Source organism: aff. Roholtiella sp. LEGE 12411 (assembly GCF_015206995.1).
GTDB lineage: Bacteria > Cyanobacteriota > Cyanobacteriia > Cyanobacteriales > Nostocaceae > Komarekiella.
The window spans coordinates 26,468-45,620 of the sequence record NZ_JADEXR010000040.1 but is presented as its reverse complement, the minus strand read 5'-3'; the positions used below and the strand labels follow the sequence as shown (position 1 = coordinate 45,620).

Below are 19,153 nucleotides of genomic sequence, written 5' to 3'. Positions count from 1 at the left end.
GGCATGGGGTATGGGGCATTGGGCATTGCTTCTTCTTCCCCACTCTCCGACTCTCCAACTCCCCAACTTTCAGTCCCTAATACGGCGGATAAGCGAAATCATCTTCATCAGCGTAAACGTAAGAGCTAGAAACCCCAGCCATCGCCATCTTGGGTGTTTCTAGTTTTACGACTTCCTTACCAAAATCTTTGTGTTCTTCAAAAGTCTTGCAGATTATTGCAGACTCAAGCGAATCTGAAGCAATCAGGTATTGTGTTAACGTCCCAACTGTAGGATGTTTGTAATCCACAGTTGAAGCAACTAGAACTGTATTTGGTTCAATGCCTCTTTCTTCACACTCAATTATGGGAGAAAAAATCCCGTGAGCGTGGAATAGGGGGCCTTTTGGCGTTAAAGGTTGCTTGCGGTATACAGCATAAGCCTTTTCTAGTTCAGCAACAAACCCACCGACGACTTTACCTTGTTGGAATTCGCAATAGGTTTTGCTGAAACTCGCTCCAGCTACGCCATTAAGAGTTAATTGTAGTGGTGATTCATGTAAAAACTTTTTATTTTCGCCTACTAAAAAAATTAGATAGCGAGTAAAGGTTTTAAACTTAAGTTTATCTGCTAAAAAAGCATCATAATTCTCTTTCAGCGTACCCAGTTTTAGACCAGTTTCTCGATCTTTGACAGACAATGGGCCTCTACGCACTATAACTAATTGGGGAGTGCTCGTGATCAAGACAGTCTCGACTCCAGAGCTAAATTCATGCTCCACCTGCTGCCAATTATCATCTGGTTGAAAGCCAACAGCATGGGCATTATCCAGCTTAATCGCCAAACCATGAGGCTGAATGCCATCTGTGCCATACCGAGGATTAATCATCTGACACCAAGGGATGACTTGAGAAGGCGGTGCATTAAATTTTTCGTCTTCAAAGTCGAAATTAGCAGATGCTTTCATCGTTTTAGGCTATACAAGAAGTGTTTTGTTGAACAAGTTTATCGGTGGGGTACTGATGCTGGGGAGCCAGCTGGATGCAAAAAGAAGTCTGAGCGACTTTCTAACCATTAAAACTTTGGCAGTTTTCCATTTTAGCAAGTGGCGTCAAACTGGTATAGTAATTTTCCCAGAGTAAGTCAGAATTAATCTCTGTTGCAATCCCTGTTTAGTTTTTTTACAACGTCTTTGAGGAAATCTGCAAATCACTTCAGGGCTTCTTTGATAAGAGGCAGGGGGTAGGGGGAACTAAAGGTACAAAGCTCACCCGCAAGTGGCGTGATTTTTCCCCCTGCTCCCTTGCTAAGAGCGCCCCTGCTTTTCATTTACCCGGCGTTTATCCAGTGAAATTACTCAGGTCATTCTGTATTTATATTTATAAATAAGGAAACCAAAGCATAGAAACCAGAATTCCAACTGATAGATAGGTAAACAACTAAAAATTTCGATATAAATTAGCCCAGATGTTGAAACTAACCTACACAGAAAATAGCTTTAGCTTAGAGATACTCAACGAATCTTTAGAAAATTGGGTGAATACACGAGTAATCCTGGCTCTGCGATCGCATACAAAGATTTATATTGAACCAAGTACGGCTACTTTTCTACTTCCAGCGAACTTGCCCTATCTGGCTGATGTCGCTCAAGAACATGTTGTGCAACTCTGCTCTTGTGATGCTGATTCTGTAGAAGTTATTCTTAAAGGTACTTGGTTGACATCTGACGCAGACAGTGAAGTAGGTATTTTTGTGACTGCACTGAGTGAATCTGCTGAGTTATTGCTTAACCATCTTTCACAAAGCGAGCAATTTTGTCAACTGGGAGTATGAGGGTTGTAAAAGTTCAAGTCTGTGCCTCTACGACGCGCAGAGGCACAGTTTTGCGTAGTAAAACCTCTTAGAGGCCTTTATGACTCGTTGAACTCACGTTAACTCGTAAAAAAGCGGGGCATAGCCCATTACGAATGACGAATTCTACCGATACAGCCAAACCCGCAGTAGTGAAAGCAGTTGCTCAGTATCCACAGGTTTGGTAATGTAATCAGAGGCTCCAGCTTCGATGCACTTGTCGCGATCGCCTGGCATGGCTTTGGCAGTTAAAGCAATAATTGGCAGTGAGCGGAACTGCTGTTGCTGGCGGATGGCGCGAGTTGTTTCGTAACCATCCATTTCTGGCATCATTACATCCATTAAAACTACATTAATATCGGGATTAGCTTGCAGCATGTCAATGCCATCTCTGCCATTTTCTGCAAATAGCACCTGCATTTGATAACTTTCTAAGAAACTAGTGAGAGCAAAAATATTACGCAGATCATCATCCACAATCAGAATTTTCCGATTAGCTAGCACTGGATCGGTTTGGCGCAGTTGCTCTAATATCTGACGTTTAGGTGCGGGCAAATCTGCTTGCACTCGATGCAAGAATAAGGCAGTTTCATCTAATAATCGCTCTGGCGATCGCACATTTTTAATGATAATGGTCTCTGCCAGTCCCTTGAGCTTGCTTTCTTCTTGCCGATTTAGTTCTTTGCCAGTGTAGATGATAATTGGCAGTTTCAAAAGGCTGGATTCTTGCTTAATCTGCTCAATCAGTTCAAACCCGCTCATATCGGGCAAACCTAGATCCAGTACAATACAATCAAAGCGATTTGCTCGCAGAACTGAGAGTGCTTCTGCTCCGGTACCCACTGCCGTACTCTGGACATCGCTATTGCCGATTAGTTCGATAATACTTTGGGCTTGTACAGGGTCATCTTCTATAACTAAAAGATTTTTTACCTTACGCTCAATAAAGCCTTTAATTTCAGTTAATACCTGAGTTAAATCTTCTGGAGAGACAGGTTTTTGCAGGTAGGTAATCGCTCCTAGTTGTAATCCCCGTTGCTGTCTATCATCACCAGAAAGGATGTGTACTGGTATATGTCTGGTGTCTGGATCGCGTTTTAGACGATCCAGTACCGACCAACCGTCCATTTCTGGCATGTGAATATCCAGTGTAATCGCATCGGGCTTAAACTGTTGCGCTAGTATTAAGCCTTGTTTACTATGTAGAGCAACAAGCACTTTAAAGCCTTGCTGACGTGCCATTTCTAGTAAGATGCGGGCGAATTTGTCGTCATCCTCAATTACGAGCAATATGCGATCGCCACTTTGAATTGTTTCCCGATCATCTGCGACTTCATTAGGCCAATTGGGGAGTTGCTTCCCTGATAGAGATGAGTCTGGGGGTTGGCTTCGTGTATGTGAGATTTCGGAAATTGCAGGCTGATGCACAGAAGTCTGAGGCTTAGTTTCCTCCCTTTTCCATTGCTCCTGAGTAGTTTCTCCACTTTCTGAATAAGTCTGCGGTAGGTAAAGAGTAAATGTGCTTCCCTCTCCTGGCTGGCTGACTAGCCCAATTCTCCCTCCCAACAGCTGAGCAAGCTCCCGGCTGATTGACAAACCTAAGCCAGTTCCCCCAAACTTGCGGCTGGTTGTGCCATCTGCTTGCTGAAATGCTTCAAAAATAATCTTCTGTTTCTCGACTGGAATGCCAATACCTGTATCGCTGACTGCAAAGGCTATCGTCTGATTGCTGCTTTGTCCTTTGCCATCGAGTTGTGCAGCCTCCGCAGCCATGCTAATTTGTAGCTTTACGCCTCCCTGCTCAGTGAACTTTAAAGCATTAGCCAGCAAGTTTTTCAGCACTTGTTGGAGGCGTTTCGGGTCATTATAAATTGCATCTGGCAAGTTATCGTCTAATTCAATTGCAAAACTGAGTCCTTTTTTCTGGGCAACTTGACAGAAAGTCTGCTCTAAAGAACTCTGCAAATCCCTCAAGTGTATTCGTGAAATCTCTACCGACAAAGTTCCTGACTCGATTTTTGCCAAATCTAAAATATCATTGATCAACTCCAGTAAATCAGTTCCAGCAGAGTAGATTGTCCGACTATATTCCACCTGCTTGTCTGATAAATTGCCCCCAGAGTTATCTGACAATAGTCGTGCTAAAATCAGCAAACTATTGAGCGGTGTCCGTAACTCATGGGACATATTCGCTAGAAATTCTGATTTATATTTTGAAGACAATGCCAGTTGCTCAGCTTTATCTTCCAAAGACTTTCTTGACTGTTCAACTTCCTGATTCTTGCGGGCGACTTCTCGGTTTTGCACCTCTAACAATTCTGCTTTTTCTTCTAACTCTTCATTTAGCTGCTGTAATTCCTCGTTAGATTGCTTCAAGAGAAATCTTGATTCCTCTAAATCGTGTGCTTGTTCTTCTAAGCGTTGATTGCTTTGCTGTAGTTCTTCTTGCTGGGTCTGCAATTCCTGTGTTAAATTCACTGATTCTTGTAGCAGTTGCTGAGTTTTCTGGTTGGCAGCGATATTATTCAAAAATACACCCAGAATTTCAATAAATTGCTCTAAGAATGTCAAATATAACTCGCTAAAAGGCTGAAAAGACGCAAGCTCAATTACGGCTTTCACTTGCGTCTCAAACAGTATAGGCAACACAATAATATTGAGCGGTAAACCTTCTCCCAACCCAGAACTGATGCGAATATAATCACTGGGAACTTGAGTCAAAAGAATTCTTTGTTTTTCTAGAGCACACTGTCCCACCAGTCCTTCACCCAAGCGAAACTCATTTGATAGGTGTTTGCGTTCTTTGTACGCATAGCTACTCAATAACTTCAGCATAGGCTGGTTGTCTACTGAGTCCATTATGTAAAAAACACCCTGTGGTGCTCTAAGCAGTGGGGCAAGATTTGATAATATCAATCGAGACACACTTTCTAGATTTCGCTGACCCTGAAGCATTTGGGTAAATTCAGCCAAATTAGATTTGAGCCACTTTTGCTCCTCATTTTTCTGAGTTGTATTTTGCAGATTAATAATCATCTGGTTGAAAGTTCGCGTTAATACGCCAATTTCATCCTGGCGATCGCTGTGTGGCAAACTTACTGATAAATCCCCATCCCGAATATTTTCCGCCATATCAGAAACTTGTTTCAACGGTTTTGAAATATGTCGGGTTAGGAAGAATCCTACTAAAGCTAAGATTAAAAAAGATGAGGGAATACCATAGACAATGCTAGCGATAGTTTGTTGGGTAGCTACTTGTGCTTTTTCAGAACGCTGCTTCAGCAGTACATTTTCCTCATTTTCCATCGCCTGGAACAGTTTCTGAATCTGATCCATTAACTGCTTGCCACTGTCTGTCAGAATAGCTTTCTGAGCCGTTTCCAAGCCTTGGCTTTGCCGTATATTAATCACATTCTTCATCACAGCCATTCTTTTGGTTATCAATGGCTGTAACCTATCAAGCCGATTTTGTTGATTAGGATTATCTGCTGTTAACTTCTGAAGTTCTCTAATTTGTTGATCTAACCTTTCGATAGCAGCGCTGTAAGGTTCCAGATAGCGCTGTTCGCCAGTAATGATGTAACCGCGTTGGCCAGTCTCAGCATTTATGAGCTGAGAATTCAGCTTATCTAGCTGATTTAAAACCTGGTAAGTATGTTTTTCTTGGTCTGAAGTTTCAATTAATTCATTGGTGCTTTGGTAAGAGATTAGACCAATTGTGGTAAGAATTGCCAGGCTCAATGCAAAACTTACTCCAATTTTGGTTCCAATCTTCAAACTATTTAACATTTTATAAGGTAATTATTTACGCTATCTCTCTTGATATTATGACTATTCTAATTAACTCTATAGTAATCCGATTTGATTCGTGAACTGACTCGTAGAGACAGGGAATGGAGAATAGGGAATGGGGCATGGAGAAGAAGTAATAAAGATGTACTGAATTTTTTTCATAAATCAAATATGATTCCTATAGAATCCGAAAATATGTAATACTTCGTTTAATTGTGATTAAGCTAAATTTTTAAAGATATTTGTAATATCTTTTCTCACATTTCTTGGCAATTGTCAATTTTGTTTAGTATATTATTCTAGATATAGCATTTCCTAATCTGCTGAGGTACGAATTTATCAGTGTTTATCTGTCTTGGAAAGTTTCCTAGGTTGGAAAACCCGCCTACAGAGCTTTTCACTGTTTTGAAAAGTTTTGCATTCCTGTTAACCGGACGCGCAAATTTTTAATAGATTATAATTATAACGGACAGGAAATTCATAGATAAAGTTGCGATCGCTTTGTCTTAATTTATATATATTTATATAAATATACTATAGCAATTCTCATTTGAATAAGTACACGGGTAGGGGCACGGCAATGCCGTGCCCTGTGCTTAATTATTTTTTTATACCTTACTCATGCGGAAACCGCTATTATATAGAAATCCTAATTTAAATATGTTTAAAAATTATGAAGAGCAAACTGCTTATCCATCATACCCCTACACCAATTTGGAATTTATCACTTAACTAAAAGTAAGTTTTGTTATTAATAACCTGGTAATCATTTTTAGTCGCATTAACTATGGGTCGGCTATAAATGCGAAAATATTGAGCTCTATGACTTTCTAAAATAGTTCTTGCACCTGCTATATGAATATCAGTACCATTCAGCAATACTAGATAATCACCAAGAGTCACTCGATGTTCATAATATTTGGCTAAATCGTCAGGAATTTTTAATGCAGCATAGTTATCCTTGGAACTGCTGATATATACTTCAGTAAGACCAGTAAGAGTACCAGTATCTTTCGCAACTACTGTGACATGACTCATCGGAAAGCCGGCCGCTTTGAGTTCAGTAAGTGCTTTTTGGGCATCTTGGCGCGTAGAAAAAATACCAATTCCATATTTATAGCGGCTACTTGGGGGTAGAGTTATCTCATAAACACCCCACTTTTGAATGCCCCGATGGTGGAATATGTTTTTAGAAAACTGAATCTCTGCTTCTGTAGCTGTGACTATTACTAAATAGTAACCTTTCGATACTAGATCGCTGTAAGCCTGGGCTTGCGCTTCAGGAATTCCTAAACCTATCAAAGCCCCTGTCAAACTCCCTGCGGCTGCACCAATCACACCACCAGCCAAGGCAGTAGCGATCGCTGTCGCTTCAGCCCCGGCTAGCATAATTGGCCCTATTCCAGGAATTGCTAAAATACCTAGACCAACTAGTAAGCCAGTCAGACTCCCTAATGCACCTCCAGTAACTGCTCCAACAGCAGCACCCTCCTCAGATATATTGCCAGTATTTTCTTTAACTTCAACACCAGCAATATTGCTTTGCTCTTCTGCATTTCGCGCAATTACAGAAACTTTATGCATTGGAAAATTAGTAGCTTTTAGTTCCTGAAGCGCTAATTCTGCATCCGAACGTCTAGCAAAAATGCCTACAGATCTTCGCTCTTTTTCTAACGTCATTTTATCTGTTTATTGCTGACTAGCAATTTTTCACAATGGTGTTAGCTAAGCTAAGAAAATTACACAGCTCTGCGAGTCAGTAAACCCCAAATAAAAATTAGTAGCATCGCACCAAGAACAGCAAACAAAACACTTCCAATCGATAAAGCTCCTACGGATGCTGCTGCTGCTGAACCACTTCCCAGTAGGACTTGTCCTAGATAACCTCCAAGTACCGCTCCTAAAATTCCCAATATAATGGTAGACAAAATGCCACCACCTTGGTGTCCTGGATAGAAGAATTTGGCTAACGCACCTGCAATTAACCCTAAAACCAACCAAGCAATTATATTACCCACAACAAATGTCTCCTGTTTTCGTGTAAGTGCGGTTTGAATCGCTTTTGACTTTTTTATCTTAGAATTTAGCTGCAAAATTATTGATCTATCTAGCGAACTAATATCGAAAATCTTTAGATATTATTTGAATCCTCATAGGTTTCAGTGTTCACAGATATTATCTGTGAACACTATTTTATTTTTGATGCCTTCAAGCCGCACACTCGTGACTTTCAGTCATGAGTTAGGCGCTCTATCTATATTAAGTGTGACTTGGTGTTAAAATTAAAACGTATTCAGCAAATTCAAGAAATTGTCATCCATCCAAAAAGCATTTAAAGTTGCTCTCATACCCACACACAATCAAGAAGTCTTAATCAATAAGACAATTGGTTGTGCCAGATATGTGTACAACCGCTTTTTGGCGCTGAAGAAAGAGTTATATGCAAGTGAGGGAAAAACTTTAAACTACAACACTTGTAGTCAACAGCTAACTATACTCAAGAAAGAAATTGAATGGTTGAAGGAAGTAGATAAGTTTGCTTTACAAAATTCACTGAAAAATTTAGAGACAGCATACAAAAACTTTTTTGCTGACTTCAAGAAGATTAAAGGGAAAAAGGGTGTAGGTTTTCCTAAATTTAAAAAGAAGCATGGGTGTAAACAGTCTTACAAAACTAATCTCACCAACGGCAACATTCAAATTATAGAGAATCGTTTAAAGCTTCCGAAAGTAGGTTGGGTAAGATTCCACAAGTCTCAATGCATTACCGGAAAGCTTGTAAACGTTACTATTAGTCGCACTTCATCTGGTAAATATATTGCTAGTATCCTGTGTGAAGCTGAGATAGATAAATATCCCCAGGTAACACCAAATATTGGCTTAGACTTAGGGCTGAAGTCTTATCTAACTACTAGTAATGGTGAAACAGTAGATAACCCGAAGTATTACAGAACTCAAAAAAGAAAACTACGTAAGGCACACAAAAAGCTATCCCGCAGTGTAAAAGGTAGTAGTAATAGAGTCAAAGCGAAAATCAAGCTGGCTCATACCTACGAACGGATTACGAATTTGAGAGATGACTTTCTGCACAAGCTGTCAACTCGGTTAATCAAAGAAAACAGCATTATTTGTATCGAGGATTTGCGAGTTGCCAACATGGTGAACAATCACAGACTAGCACTGAGTATTTCAGACGCTAGTTGGTCTAAGTTCGTTACCATGCTTGAATATAAAGCTTTGTGGCATGACAGAATTGTGCAGAAAGTTGGTACTTTTTATCCCTCATCTCAAACTTGTAATCATTGTGGTTTTATCAATCCACTAGTCAAGGATTTAAAGTTGCGTGAATGGTCTTGCCCTAGTTGTGATAACTACAACTTGAGAGACGTGAATGCAAGTTCAAATATTTTAAGTGAGGGGTTGAGAATTTTAACAGCCGCCGTGGGTATCCCGGAGGCTCTAAACGCCTGTGGAGAACTTGTAAGACCTGGAGCAATTCAGGCAAAGATCGTTGAAGCAGGAATCACGCGACTTTGAGTCGTGTGAGGTTCAATGAAAAATACTTATTAAGCCGATACGTTTTTTCATCATTTGCTTGGGTATTTCTATTTGTTGGCAGCCACAGGTAGACGTATAGTGAATGTACTACCCTGTCCTGGTTCAGATATTACATGAATTGTGCCTTGATGTGCTTCGACAATGCAGCGAGATAGATATAATCCCAAACCACTACCGGAACGCTGGTGTTTACCCTGGCGAAATCGCTCAAATAATATTGCCTGGTCTTGTTTAGAAATTCCCGGCCCTGTATCTTGAATATCAATAGTCACATTAGATGCAGTGACATGGCAGTGAATATCTACAAAACCTTTATCTGTAAATTTGATGGCATTGCCTACAATATTTGTCAGAACTCGCCGCATCTCTACGCGATCGCTCATTACAATGCTTCCAGGTTCGTCTTGATCAATTGTTTTTTCTGCTAATTCAATGTTTAGAGCTAATCCTTTTTCTTCTGCTAAGGGAGTTAACTCCTGAGCAACTTCACTAACCAATTCTTGAATATTGCAGGGAGAAATTTTTAAAGTTTTACAGCCAGCCTCATGACGATAAACTTCTAGCAAAGTGTTTACCATTTCCAGCAAGTCTTGGTTACTGCCAATCATGGTACTAATTATTTCTTGCAATTGTGGTGAAACATCGCAAAACCTACCTTCTAGCAGTAATTTTAATATCCTGTTGGAGGCTACTAGAGGTATGCGTAAATCGTGAGTAAAACGGGAGACAAAATCGGCTCGCAGATTAGCCATCTGATCTCGTTCGTCGATACTATGCTTGAGGCGGAGGAGCGATCGCACCCGTGCATGTAGTTCATCTGGATCGAATGGTTTACGAATGAAGTCATCTGCACCAGCATCAAGTCCTTCCACAACGCTAGACTCATAGTGAGCTGTAATTAGCAGAATCGGGATAAACGGTAACGCCTGATTCTGTCGGATGCGTCTAGCAAATTCATAGCCATCTATTTCAGGCATCATCACATCTAACAGTATTAAGTCTGGCGGCGATTGCTCAACCATACTCAAAGCAGTTTTACTGTCTTCCACCAAGATAAGTTCATAGTTCTTATCCTCTAGGACTGCTTCTAAGATCAACAAATTGTCAAAAACGTCATCTACAACGAGAATTCTATCTTTTTTGGAAGTTTTGGTTAAAGACATGGCTAATAAAAAAAAGAAGTGCTTGGCTATCCCTAGCAAATCTAGTAATAGCTTACTTCACCAGCGTTAATATCATCATGATCCATAAGTTCGTTTAAAGTTTTCGGAATTGAGAATCATATTTTTCTCAATATTTTCACTGTATATTACAAATAATACGTATTAAATATAACAACGCAAAATATTTTAGATTATTCCTCTAATTGACTAACCAATATTTGTATTTTAGTCTTTGCTTGAGGTAGTTTAGTCCATTTTATATTCATGGTCTTAGAGGATGTTTGAAAAGTATTAGGCGAATAGAATTCGCTACTACACAAACGAACGCGAACAGCGTCTCGCAGAGAAGTCCACCTCCGTGGACTAATGAAAATCAAGGGTTTTTAACTCACAGAGGTGGGTTTTGATTGTGTAGCCGCGACTTCCAGTCGCCCGGTGAGTAATAAATTAGACTTTTCAAACAACCTCTTAGGTATATTAATAGTCATCATTTTCTAGTCACTTTACATGAGAATAATGTATAAAAATATTTTTTGACGAAATTACCTTCTTATATTCAAGCACTACCTTAAAAAAGGTTATAAAATTATGTCGTTTGTAACTGATGATATATGAAGTTTTGTGAACAATACCAAACACCTTTCTTTTCGGATAAAATCCCGAATAGAAGAACCAAGCTATTTTCATCTGTAGTTTTAGATAGATAACAGTCAAAATAACCATCCATGAGTGAAATAAAGATCCTCGTAATTGAAGATCACAACCTTACCAGAATCGGCTTACGGGCTGCTTTACAAACCCAAGCAGAAATGAGCATTGTTGGGGAAGCAGCTAATGCAGCAGAGGGAATAGAGCTTCTGAAAACTCTCAAGCCAGATGTCGCCACCATTGACATTGGTTTGCCTGACATGGATGGTATAGAACTAACACGTACATTTAGGCAATACCAAGCAGAGACTGAAGACTACACAACAAAGCTGCTGATTTTAACAATGCAAAATAGTGAGCAGGCTGTTTTAGCGGCTTTTGCAGCAGGTGCAGATTCTTATTGTATGAAGGATATTGAAAGTGAGAAATTGGTAGAGGCAGTGCAAACGACCTACGCAGGTAGCTCATGGATCGATCCAGCGATCGCAGATCTCGTACTGCGCCAAATACGTCAGGATTTTCCTGATGGCAATAGTGGGACATCTGGGAAAAGAGTTTTAATTGACGGTATTGACCCAGAAATTGAAAGAACTATAGAAAGCTATCCCCTAACTCATCGGGAAATGGACGTTTTGGAGTTAATTGTTGCTGGATGTGACAATGCAGAAATTGCTAAAAGGCTTTACCTAACTGTCGGTACTGTAAAAACTCATGTTCGAGGTATTCTAAATAAACTCTGTGTTGCTGACCGCACGCAGGCTGCTGTACTTGCTTTGCGTGCTGGGTTAGTACAGTAAGTTCAATACCTCTTTAAGTTTAGATAGCAATCACTAATTATTTGAAAGCGGGTGATGGGACTCGAACCCACGACGTTCACCTTGGGAAGGTGACATTCTACCACTGAATTACACCCGCAAATAACTGTTGGTTTTATTTAAACCAATGGCTATCATACCACAATTTGGCAACTCACTAATTTAGAATTATTTAGATTTTTAGCTCGTAGGTGGCAGACTGATAACTTTATATGGGTTTGGTGGTTTATTACCAAACCATTATTGCGCTGACACATGACATTAAATGAGATTTTTTCATAGTTTTTAGTAGCTATTTATACGAAAAACACTTATTGATCTAAATAACTTGATCGCCTCGTATACACTTTGTAAGTCACACACCTTATGTATCTGGATCACCGCGAACCAGTGATTAATATGAAAAACTGATTAAGCTAATGTACATTTATGCAATCAGAGTAATACAGCAAATAGGTAATTTAATATACTGTTGTTCACCTGTCAATACGCCCTTGAGAAGTCCTTTGAAACCTTTACTCTACAAGGCAAACGCAGCATATTATCTAATCTAAGTATACAGAAAACTAGCGCCCACACCTATACCTGAGTTACAAATAAGCAATCTGTATTGTCTTAAATTCCAGCAAGGGCGACCGTAAATTATGAAGTTTTGAAATCAATCAATAAAATCAGTAAATAATTGCTATCTACTTGAGTAACCAGATATGTTCAATGCCACTGAAATTCTAATTGACGCCTTTGTAAATCAAATCCGCGAAGGTTATCGCCGCACCTATGGCTGCTTAAAAAACGAATATGAGGATATTATAGCTTGGGCTGGTAATATGGCTTTGGAAAACATTGCCAATAGTGACGCCCTTTATCACAACGTTGAACACACTGTTCTAGTCACCCTCGTGGGTCAAGAAATTTTACGTGGCAAACACATCAGGGAAGGTGGTGTTTCTACTGAAGACTGGTTGCATTTTATCATCTCCTTAGTATGTCATGATATTGGCTATGTTAAGGGAGTTTGCCGACAAGACCGAGAGGCATCAAGCTTGTACGCCACAGGCAAAAATGGCAGAATGATTACTCTAAATCCTGGGGCTTCGGATGCTAGTCTTACACCATATCATGTTGATAGAGCAAAGCTGTTTATTGATGAGCGTTTTGGCGGTCACAAATTGATAGACGGTGAGGTAATTAAGAGCAATATTGAATGGACTCGGTTTCCCGTACCAAGGGCAGAGGATCATCAAGATACAAATAGCTTTGCAGGGTTAGTACGTGCTGCGGATTTGATTGGGCAATTAAGTGATCCGCGTTACTTAAAGAAAATTACTTCTTTATTCTACGAGTTTGAAGAAACGGGTATGAATAAAGTTTTGGGCTATCAAACCCCTGCCGATTTACGCCATAATTACGCCAAATTTTACTGGCATGGCGTCTATCCTTATATCAAAGATGGACTGCATTACTTATCACTAACGCAGCAAGGAAAACAAATTCTTGCTAATTTATACTCAAATGTGTTTGTTGTAGAACACGAAAAACAACAAGAAGAACAGCGGTATTTAGTTGAGCAGCTACATGCTTAAATATTAGTCAAGAGTCAAGAGTCAAAAGTCAAAACTTTAAAATCTACACTAAGCCAGCTGATTGATCCTTGACCCTTTTACAGACGCGATTAATCGCGTCTCTACTCTTGACCTTTGACCCTTAGCTATTGACTCAAAATTATGGATTGGTGGCGACGACTCAAGAAAAATCCTTTGGCACGATTTGGGGCAATCTTACTGCTAGTTTTCTATTTTGCAGTAATTGCGGCTGATTTCGTGGCTCCCTACGACCCTTATGCTTCTCAACCCAATGGTTCGCTACTGCCACCAACTAAGGTATACTTGGTTTCCCAATCAGGGCAGTTTATTGGCCCTCATATTTATCCGACGACTCAGGGAGATACAAATCTAGAAACAGGCGATCGCCAACTGATCGTAGACTTCACAAAGCCCTCACCTTTGCGTTTACTTGTCTCTGGGCCAGAATACCGTTTGCTGCAAGTAAGTTTACCTGTACCCCCCACCTGGGATGAAGCCACAATTATTCCCGGTATACCCTTGAATTGGCATTTATTTGGCGCAACAGGTACAGCAAAATTTAACATTTTAGGCACTGATGATCAAGGTCGCGATCAATTTAGTCGCCTGCTGCATGGCGGTCGCATCAGTATGTTTATCGGGATTTTTGGTATTATCATTACCTATCCCCTTGGTCTGCTGATAGGTGGAATTTCCGGCTATTTTGGCGGTGTTACCGATAGCATTATCATGCGTTTAGCAGAAGTGCTAATGACTTTCCCCAGTATTTATCTTTTAGTTACCTTGGGAGCAGTCTTGCCATCTGGTTTAAGTAGCACCCAGCGTTTTGTGTTGATTGTGGTGATTACTTCGGTTATTAGCTGGGCTGGCTTAGCACGAGTAATTCGCGGACAGGTATTATCAATAAAAGAGCGAGAATTTGTGCAAGCAGCACGCGCAATGGGTGGGAACCCACTATATATCATACTCCGCCACGTTTTGCCGCAAACAGCCACCTATGTAGTTATCTCCGCGACTCTTGCGGTTCCTAGTTTTATTGGCGCAGAAGCGATACTAAGTCTCATCGGCTTGGGCATTCAACAACCAGACCCCTCTTGGGGTAACATGCTTTCTTTGGCAAGCAATGCTTCTATTTTGGTGCTGCAACCTTGGCTAATCTGGCCGCCAGCAGTGCTAATTATCCTCACAGTATTAGCATTTAACCTACTGGGTGATGGGTTGAGAGATGCACTAGACCCCCGTAGTTTGCGAAGATAGGCTCAGGGCCGCTGCACAATCTCAACAAGAGCAGTCTATTATCAATAGAGTTGAAATCAAATGACAAAGCGCAAAGTCTGATCTAAGGCTTCCTTACATCAGACTTTGTAACAGAGGACAAAATAGCTAATAGTAGAATAGGGTACAGAAACGCTGCACAGAAGGGAGGAAAGGAAATTGGATGAGATGAGGATGGCGCTAGAGCTAGCAACCGAAGAAGAATTGCAAGATTTAACGGCAATTTTATTTAGTCGTAAGTTCAATCCCCTAGACTATGTTCACACACCGGAACCTATCGAGGTGCAAAGCCAAGACCGTAAAGCTTGGCTAGACGCACTAGAAGATCGCTTCCGCTTTTTGGCGGCAGATGGGATGACGGTATTGCGGGGACGCACAGAGCAGGTAACTTACCGACAAGCTCTAATTCAAGTATGTAAATATCTAAAAATTCCCTATTCTAATCAACTAGGAACTGTTGATTTAGAAGCAGAGGTATTTTTGCATCTGCTTGGACAGGTGTGGAAAAAATTGCCGGAACAGGAAAAGCAAAAATTGACTGTACGTGTGCAACGTCAGCTTATTAAACCAGAATTAAAACAGCCGCTACCACTTTTATTGCAACGTGACCCTTTGGGATTGCTTTTTAAAGGAGGTAGTGCGATCGCTGTCACTTCCCTGCTCCAACCACTGGTGCTCAAACAAATTGCCCAGCAATTTGCCATACACTTTGCCACGTATGAAGTAGCTAAACAAACAGCACTTACAGGATCAAATGCGGCTAAAGCGCAGTTTCAAAACTATGTAGCTATGCAAATGGCCCGGCGGGGTATGACTTTGAATGCAGCCCGTTATGGCGCAGTTCGTAGTATGTTCGCCGTGATTGGGCCGATGATGTGGGCTTGGTTTTTTGCAGATTTGGGGTGGAGAGCGATCGCTACTAACTACGGTCGAATTATCCCTACTATTTTCGCTTTAGCACAAATTCGTCTCACTCGTGCTGAATGTTGGGAGCCAGCTTGAACAAGGCTTTTTATCATCCTGATCCTAGTTTACAATCCTCTTGGAACTTAACTCAATTGGGACTTTTGGTTTTTCCATTGAGTCCATTTTTGGGGGCTGTGGGTTTAGGTTTTGCAGTGTTACTAACTTGGCTGCAAAAATCCCGCACAATTAACCGCCGCCCCCTCAACTGGGGATTTGCTCTTTTGAGTGTATTACTGATCATTACCGCTGGATTTGCCCATAACAAAACAGAGGCTTTCCTTGGCTTATTTAATTTCTTACCATTCTTTTTAGTTTTCGTTGGCCTTAGCGCCCTAATTCAAACACCTGCTCAATTGCGCCAAATGGCTTGGATTTTGGTGCTCGGTTCCTTACCACTGACAATTATGGGTTTGGGACAGTTGTTTTTAGGCTGGACTTTGAAATTACAGTTTTTGTGGATTGTCTTAGAGTGGACGATCGCACCAGGAGGAGAACCATTCGGCCGCATGGCCTCAATCTTCATGCACGCTAATAGCTTTGCGGCTTATCTGGTGATAGTTTTCACTCTGGGATTAGGGTTGTGGCTGGAGAACTATCAGCAATTAAGGGTCAAGGGTCAAGAGTCAAGGGTTAAGGGTCAAAATTTTCTCCCTCTCCCTCTCCTCTTCCTAACTGTGGCGGAGATTTTAAATTTCATCGCTTTGATTTTTACCAACTCGCGGAATGGATGGGCGATCGCTATTTTTGCCTGTTTAGCTTACGCATTCTATCAAGGTTGGCGCATTATTGTGGGTAGCGTTGTCGGTATAGTCACTAGTGTCCTTTTGGCGGCTTTTGCTCCCTCACCAGTCGCTCAATTATTTCGCAGAGTTGTTCCTGCTTTCTTTTGGGCGCGATTAAACGATGATATGTATCCAGATAGACCAGTCGCTTTAATGCGAAAAACTCAGTGGGAATTTGCCTGGTCTTTGACTCAGCAGCATCCCTGGACTGGCTGGGGCTTACGCAGCTTTACCACACTATATAAAGCGCAAATGCAGATTCCCTTGGGTCATCCCCACAATTTGTTTTTGATGCTATCTGCTGAAACTGGTTTTCCAAGTACTCTCTTGTTTTGCGGCTTACTAGGTTGGATTTTAATTACAGGTTTTCAACTGCTGCGAAAGTCAAAATATATAGATAAACAAGACAGATTAATATTTTTCAGTTATCTTTTGGTCTTTATCGGTTGGGTGCTATTCAATACAGTAGACATAACTCTATTTGATTTTCGTTTGAATATGCTCTCATGGTTACTTTTAGCTGCTATTTGTGGAATAGTTTATCACTATGACAAAGATATAGTAATCCCATTTGATTCGTGAATTGATTCGTAGAGACAGGGAATGGAGAATAGGGAATAGGGAACAGGAAAAAAGGGAGTTAGAGGTGTACGCAGTTTTTTCACTTAATCAAATAGGAATCCTATAGTAGGCTTGTAGATCATTAAAACTAGTCAGTTAAACAATGGCAAGCAGCAATGATATTTAGAATAACCCTCAGTTGTTTTTCCGTGTATGCACGGGGGACAGTTAGAGTTTTAAGTTAATATTATTACTATATTCACGCCTGTGAGTGTGGCTAATGTCGAATTAGCCACTGTTGCTGATTGTTGGGAAGGTGTAGGAACAATCCTTCTGGGGTTTTCTTGCATGACGGGCATCTCTTGTAGATGCCCTTTTGTATGTCTATTATTTTTACTCAATTAAGCATATTTTTAACAAAATTATATTAATAAAACTAGTATAAAAATTCTAATAATGCAGCAATTATGTGTGAACAAAGCACAGTTATAGGACTAATGTCTTGCTTAGTGCGAAAAAGAAAAAACCTTATCTTTTCAGAGTGGAAATGGAAGCTTAAAAACATAGTGCATTTGCACTGCTGTTCCAACGAGACCAATGTGGATATTTGAGTGGTTTATTAGACACACAAACGAGTGATTTTGACACTCTACAGATGTACGGAGCTTATTCAAAAATCAAATAGGATTCCTATACCATCTCAGGTAAGTAATTCATCCAGGACTTACGCAAGTGTCATATTTTTAACGCCAGAGGTTGTCCAGAGTCAAAGGTCAAAAGTCCAAAAAACCTTGATTATTGAACGCCACTTGCTTCTCCTGTGGTCGCCGCTGCGCGAACAAGTCAAAAGAGCGCAAGGGCGCAGTGGCTCCCCTTGACCCTTGACCCTTGACCCTTATACCAGAAGCCTTGTGTGCCAGTTGCGTAAGTCCTATCATCAATAACTTCCATCAAGTAATGGCTGCGGCAATACCTATGGTGTAAGCAATCGGTAAAATGAGTGTGTCGGTAATGAAAAAAAGACGCCTCAGTAACCAACCTTATGCTCACAACAGCTAACTTTCTTCAGTACACCCAATGGTCGGGTATTGCTACCTTGGTATTTGCGGCTCTAGCAGTTCTGGCTTTTATTCTCAAATGGGGCATCCGCTTTCGGCTTGTGGGTACGACTGGCTTTATGCTGGTGCTGACGGGTGGTTTATTTGCACTCTCCATAGTCCCTTTGAGTCGTACTGTCATTCCCGGAGCAGTGCGGTTCACTCTAGTTTATGACAATGGGGCAACACAAGCAGTAATCGCCGTATCACCCCAAATTTCCCCTACACAATTAGAAGCGACTTTACGTCAAGCAGCTAGTAATCTATATTCTTATGGTCGCTTGGGTACAAGAGAAGATAACCAGCTGACAGTTCGTGGCCGTACCATTATCCACCCAGAACCAGGCATTTCTGTACCAGTTTACTTGGGTGAGGTAAAGCGATCGCTCGTTTCTCGTGAAAGTTCGGAAATAGCAGTCGAAATTTACCCGGATAAATTCGCCCTATTGCCAAAATCCACTGCTTAATTCCGTGCTGGGGTGATAGGGTACGCCCAAAGGGCGACGCCAAAGGCGAACGAAGTCACAAGCGTCACCCAGAGGGCTGGTCGCCAGATATTACCAAACTTATAGATCTGCTGCTACTTGGTAAAAACAATTTACTTTTACCAGGATGATATAATTTTTTGTAATTTATAATACAATAATTAATATTTTTCGATTAAAATATGAATTATGCATTGACAAAAAATACAAAACATGATTTAAGCTGAGAAACCATATCTTTCGTAAGGGCACAGCATGGTCTATTTGCGATCGCAGGATAATTAAGAAAAGCCTGAAACAACCTATTTTAGTTAATCCACATCAGGATGCATTTGTACAGTAATGAATGAGCTTACTTCTAACGCATAACACCTAATTAGCAATTCTCGATAACTTTTCTTAGGAATCTGAGAGTGGTAATGTTAATTAATTATACGGTTATTCAAAACTTTGATATTGATAGTTCGGAATTTAAGGCGAATGACAATCCTAGATTCAAGCCACTTATTAAACGGCTCAACCAGTCAGCAAGAGCCTTTGTATATTTCATCGACAACTAAAACCTAGTTGAGTTAGGTGCAAGCTAGTAGCCATCCTG

At 40.7% G+C, this 19,153-nt stretch carries 13 protein-coding genes and 1 tRNA gene; 8 read left to right on the top strand and 6 right to left on the bottom strand.

Annotation, left to right across the window (positions count from 1 at the left end; translation table 11 throughout):
* Positions 1-76: 76 nt before the first annotated feature.
* Complete coding sequence (locus IQ246_RS11775) at positions 77-946, bottom strand: DUF5895 domain-containing protein (protein WP_194003166.1); 870 nt, start codon at positions 944-946, stop codon at positions 77-79.
* Positions 947-1,446: 500 nt separating this feature from the next.
* Between IQ246_RS11775 and IQ246_RS11770 the strand changes: the two genes are divergently transcribed.
* The gene (locus tag IQ246_RS11770; protein ID WP_194003164.1) at positions 1,447-1,812 is read left to right on the top strand and encodes an alr0857 family protein; all 366 of its coding nucleotides are present in this window, start codon (positions 1,447-1,449) and stop codon (positions 1,810-1,812) included.
* Between the two features lie 144 nt (positions 1,813-1,956).
* Here the strand turns inward: IQ246_RS11770 and IQ246_RS11765 are convergent, their stop codons facing one another.
* The 3 genes from IQ246_RS11765 to IQ246_RS11755 form a co-directional block, all read right to left on the bottom strand.
* On the bottom strand, positions 1,957-5,619 hold the full coding sequence (locus IQ246_RS11765) for a response regulator (protein WP_194003162.1): 3,663 nt from the start codon (positions 5,617-5,619) through the stop codon (positions 1,957-1,959).
* A 735-nt stretch (positions 5,620-6,354) separates the two neighbouring features.
* A complete protein-coding gene (locus IQ246_RS11760) occupies positions 6,355-7,302 on the bottom strand; it encodes a general stress protein (protein ID WP_194003160.1) in 948 nt (315 codons plus the stop codon).
* A 59-nt stretch (positions 7,303-7,361) separates the two neighbouring features.
* Positions 7,362-7,640 (bottom strand): GlsB/YeaQ/YmgE family stress response membrane protein, encoded by a 279-nt coding sequence (locus IQ246_RS11755; RefSeq protein WP_194003158.1) that lies wholly within the window; start codon positions 7,638-7,640, stop codon positions 7,362-7,364.
* A 292-nt stretch (positions 7,641-7,932) separates the two neighbouring features.
* On the opposite strand from IQ246_RS11755, the gene tnpB reads away from it, so the two are divergent.
* On the top strand, positions 7,933-9,159 hold the full coding sequence (gene tnpB / locus IQ246_RS11750) for an IS200/IS605 family element RNA-guided endonuclease TnpB (protein ID WP_208492126.1): 1,227 nt from the start codon (positions 7,933-7,935) through the stop codon (positions 9,157-9,159).
* A 68-nt stretch (positions 9,160-9,227) separates the two neighbouring features.
* On the opposite strand, the gene IQ246_RS11745 is transcribed toward tnpB, so the two are convergent.
* Positions 9,228-10,343, bottom strand: a complete 1,116-nt coding sequence (locus tag IQ246_RS11745; RefSeq protein WP_194003156.1) for a hybrid sensor histidine kinase/response regulator — start codon at positions 10,341-10,343, stop codon at positions 9,228-9,230.
* A 725-nt stretch (positions 10,344-11,068) separates the two neighbouring features.
* On the opposite strand from IQ246_RS11745, the gene IQ246_RS11740 reads away from it, so the two are divergent.
* Positions 11,069-11,788 (top strand): response regulator transcription factor, encoded by a 720-nt coding sequence (locus IQ246_RS11740; protein ID WP_194003154.1) that lies wholly within the window; start codon positions 11,069-11,071, stop codon positions 11,786-11,788.
* Between the two features lie 46 nt (positions 11,789-11,834).
* Here IQ246_RS11740 and IQ246_RS11735 read toward each other — a convergent pair.
* A tRNA-Gly gene (locus tag IQ246_RS11735) sits at positions 11,835-11,906 on the bottom strand.
* 607 nt (positions 11,907-12,513) lie between these two features.
* On the opposite strand from IQ246_RS11735, the gene IQ246_RS11730 reads away from it, so the two are divergent.
* The 5 genes from IQ246_RS11730 (at position 12,514) to IQ246_RS11710 (ending at position 18,537) form a co-directional block, all read left to right on the top strand.
* A complete protein-coding gene (locus IQ246_RS11730) occupies positions 12,514-13,389 on the top strand; it encodes an Npun_R2479 family HD domain-containing metalloprotein (RefSeq protein ID WP_194003152.1) in 876 nt (291 codons plus the stop codon).
* 141 nt (positions 13,390-13,530) lie between these two features.
* Positions 13,531-14,646: an ABC transporter permease gene (locus tag IQ246_RS11725; RefSeq protein WP_194003151.1), complete on the top strand. Its 1,116-nt coding sequence runs from the start codon at positions 13,531-13,533 to the stop codon at positions 14,644-14,646.
* 177 nt (positions 14,647-14,823) lie between these two features.
* Positions 14,824-15,666 carry a YaaW family protein gene (locus IQ246_RS11720; RefSeq protein WP_194003149.1) on the top strand — a complete coding sequence of 281 codons (843 nt, stop codon included), beginning with the start codon at positions 14,824-14,826 and terminating at the stop codon, positions 15,664-15,666.
* Positions 15,648-16,994, top strand: coding sequence for an O-antigen ligase (locus IQ246_RS11715; RefSeq protein ID WP_194003147.1), 1,347 nt, complete (start codon positions 15,648-15,650; stop codon positions 16,992-16,994). The genes IQ246_RS11720 and IQ246_RS11715 overlap by 19 nt, the downstream gene beginning before the upstream one ends.
* Before the next feature lie 1,021 nt (positions 16,995-18,015).
* Positions 18,016-18,537 (top strand): Ycf51 family protein, encoded by a 522-nt coding sequence (locus tag IQ246_RS11710; protein ID WP_194003145.1) that lies wholly within the window; start codon positions 18,016-18,018, stop codon positions 18,535-18,537.
* The last annotated feature ends 616 nt before the right edge of the window (positions 18,538-19,153 follow it).

Coding starts and splice junctions, on each gene's coding strand:
- IQ246_RS11775 (WP_194003166.1), bottom strand. CDS start 946: ATGAAAGCATCTGCTAATTTCGACTTTGAAGACGAAAAATTTAATGCA.
- IQ246_RS11770 (WP_194003164.1), top strand. CDS start 1,447: ATGTTGAAACTAACCTACACAGAAAATAGCTTTAGCTTAGAGATACTC.
- IQ246_RS11765 (WP_194003162.1), bottom strand. CDS start 5,619: ATGTTAAATAGTTTGAAGATTGGAACCAAAATTGGAGTAAGTTTTGCA.
- IQ246_RS11760 (WP_194003160.1), bottom strand. CDS start 7,302: ATGACGTTAGAAAAAGAGCGAAGATCTGTAGGCATTTTTGCTAGACGT.
- IQ246_RS11745 (WP_194003156.1), bottom strand. CDS start 10,343: ATGTCTTTAACCAAAACTTCCAAAAAAGATAGAATTCTCGTTGTAGAT.
- IQ246_RS11740 (WP_194003154.1), top strand. CDS start 11,069: ATGAGTGAAATAAAGATCCTCGTAATTGAAGATCACAACCTTACCAGA.
- IQ246_RS11730 (WP_194003152.1), top strand. CDS start 12,514: ATGTTCAATGCCACTGAAATTCTAATTGACGCCTTTGTAAATCAAATC.
- IQ246_RS11725 (WP_194003151.1), top strand. CDS start 13,531: ATGGATTGGTGGCGACGACTCAAGAAAAATCCTTTGGCACGATTTGGG.
- IQ246_RS11715 (WP_194003147.1), top strand. CDS start 15,648: ATGTTGGGAGCCAGCTTGAACAAGGCTTTTTATCATCCTGATCCTAGT.
- IQ246_RS11710 (WP_194003145.1), top strand. CDS start 18,016: ATGCTCACAACAGCTAACTTTCTTCAGTACACCCAATGGTCGGGTATT.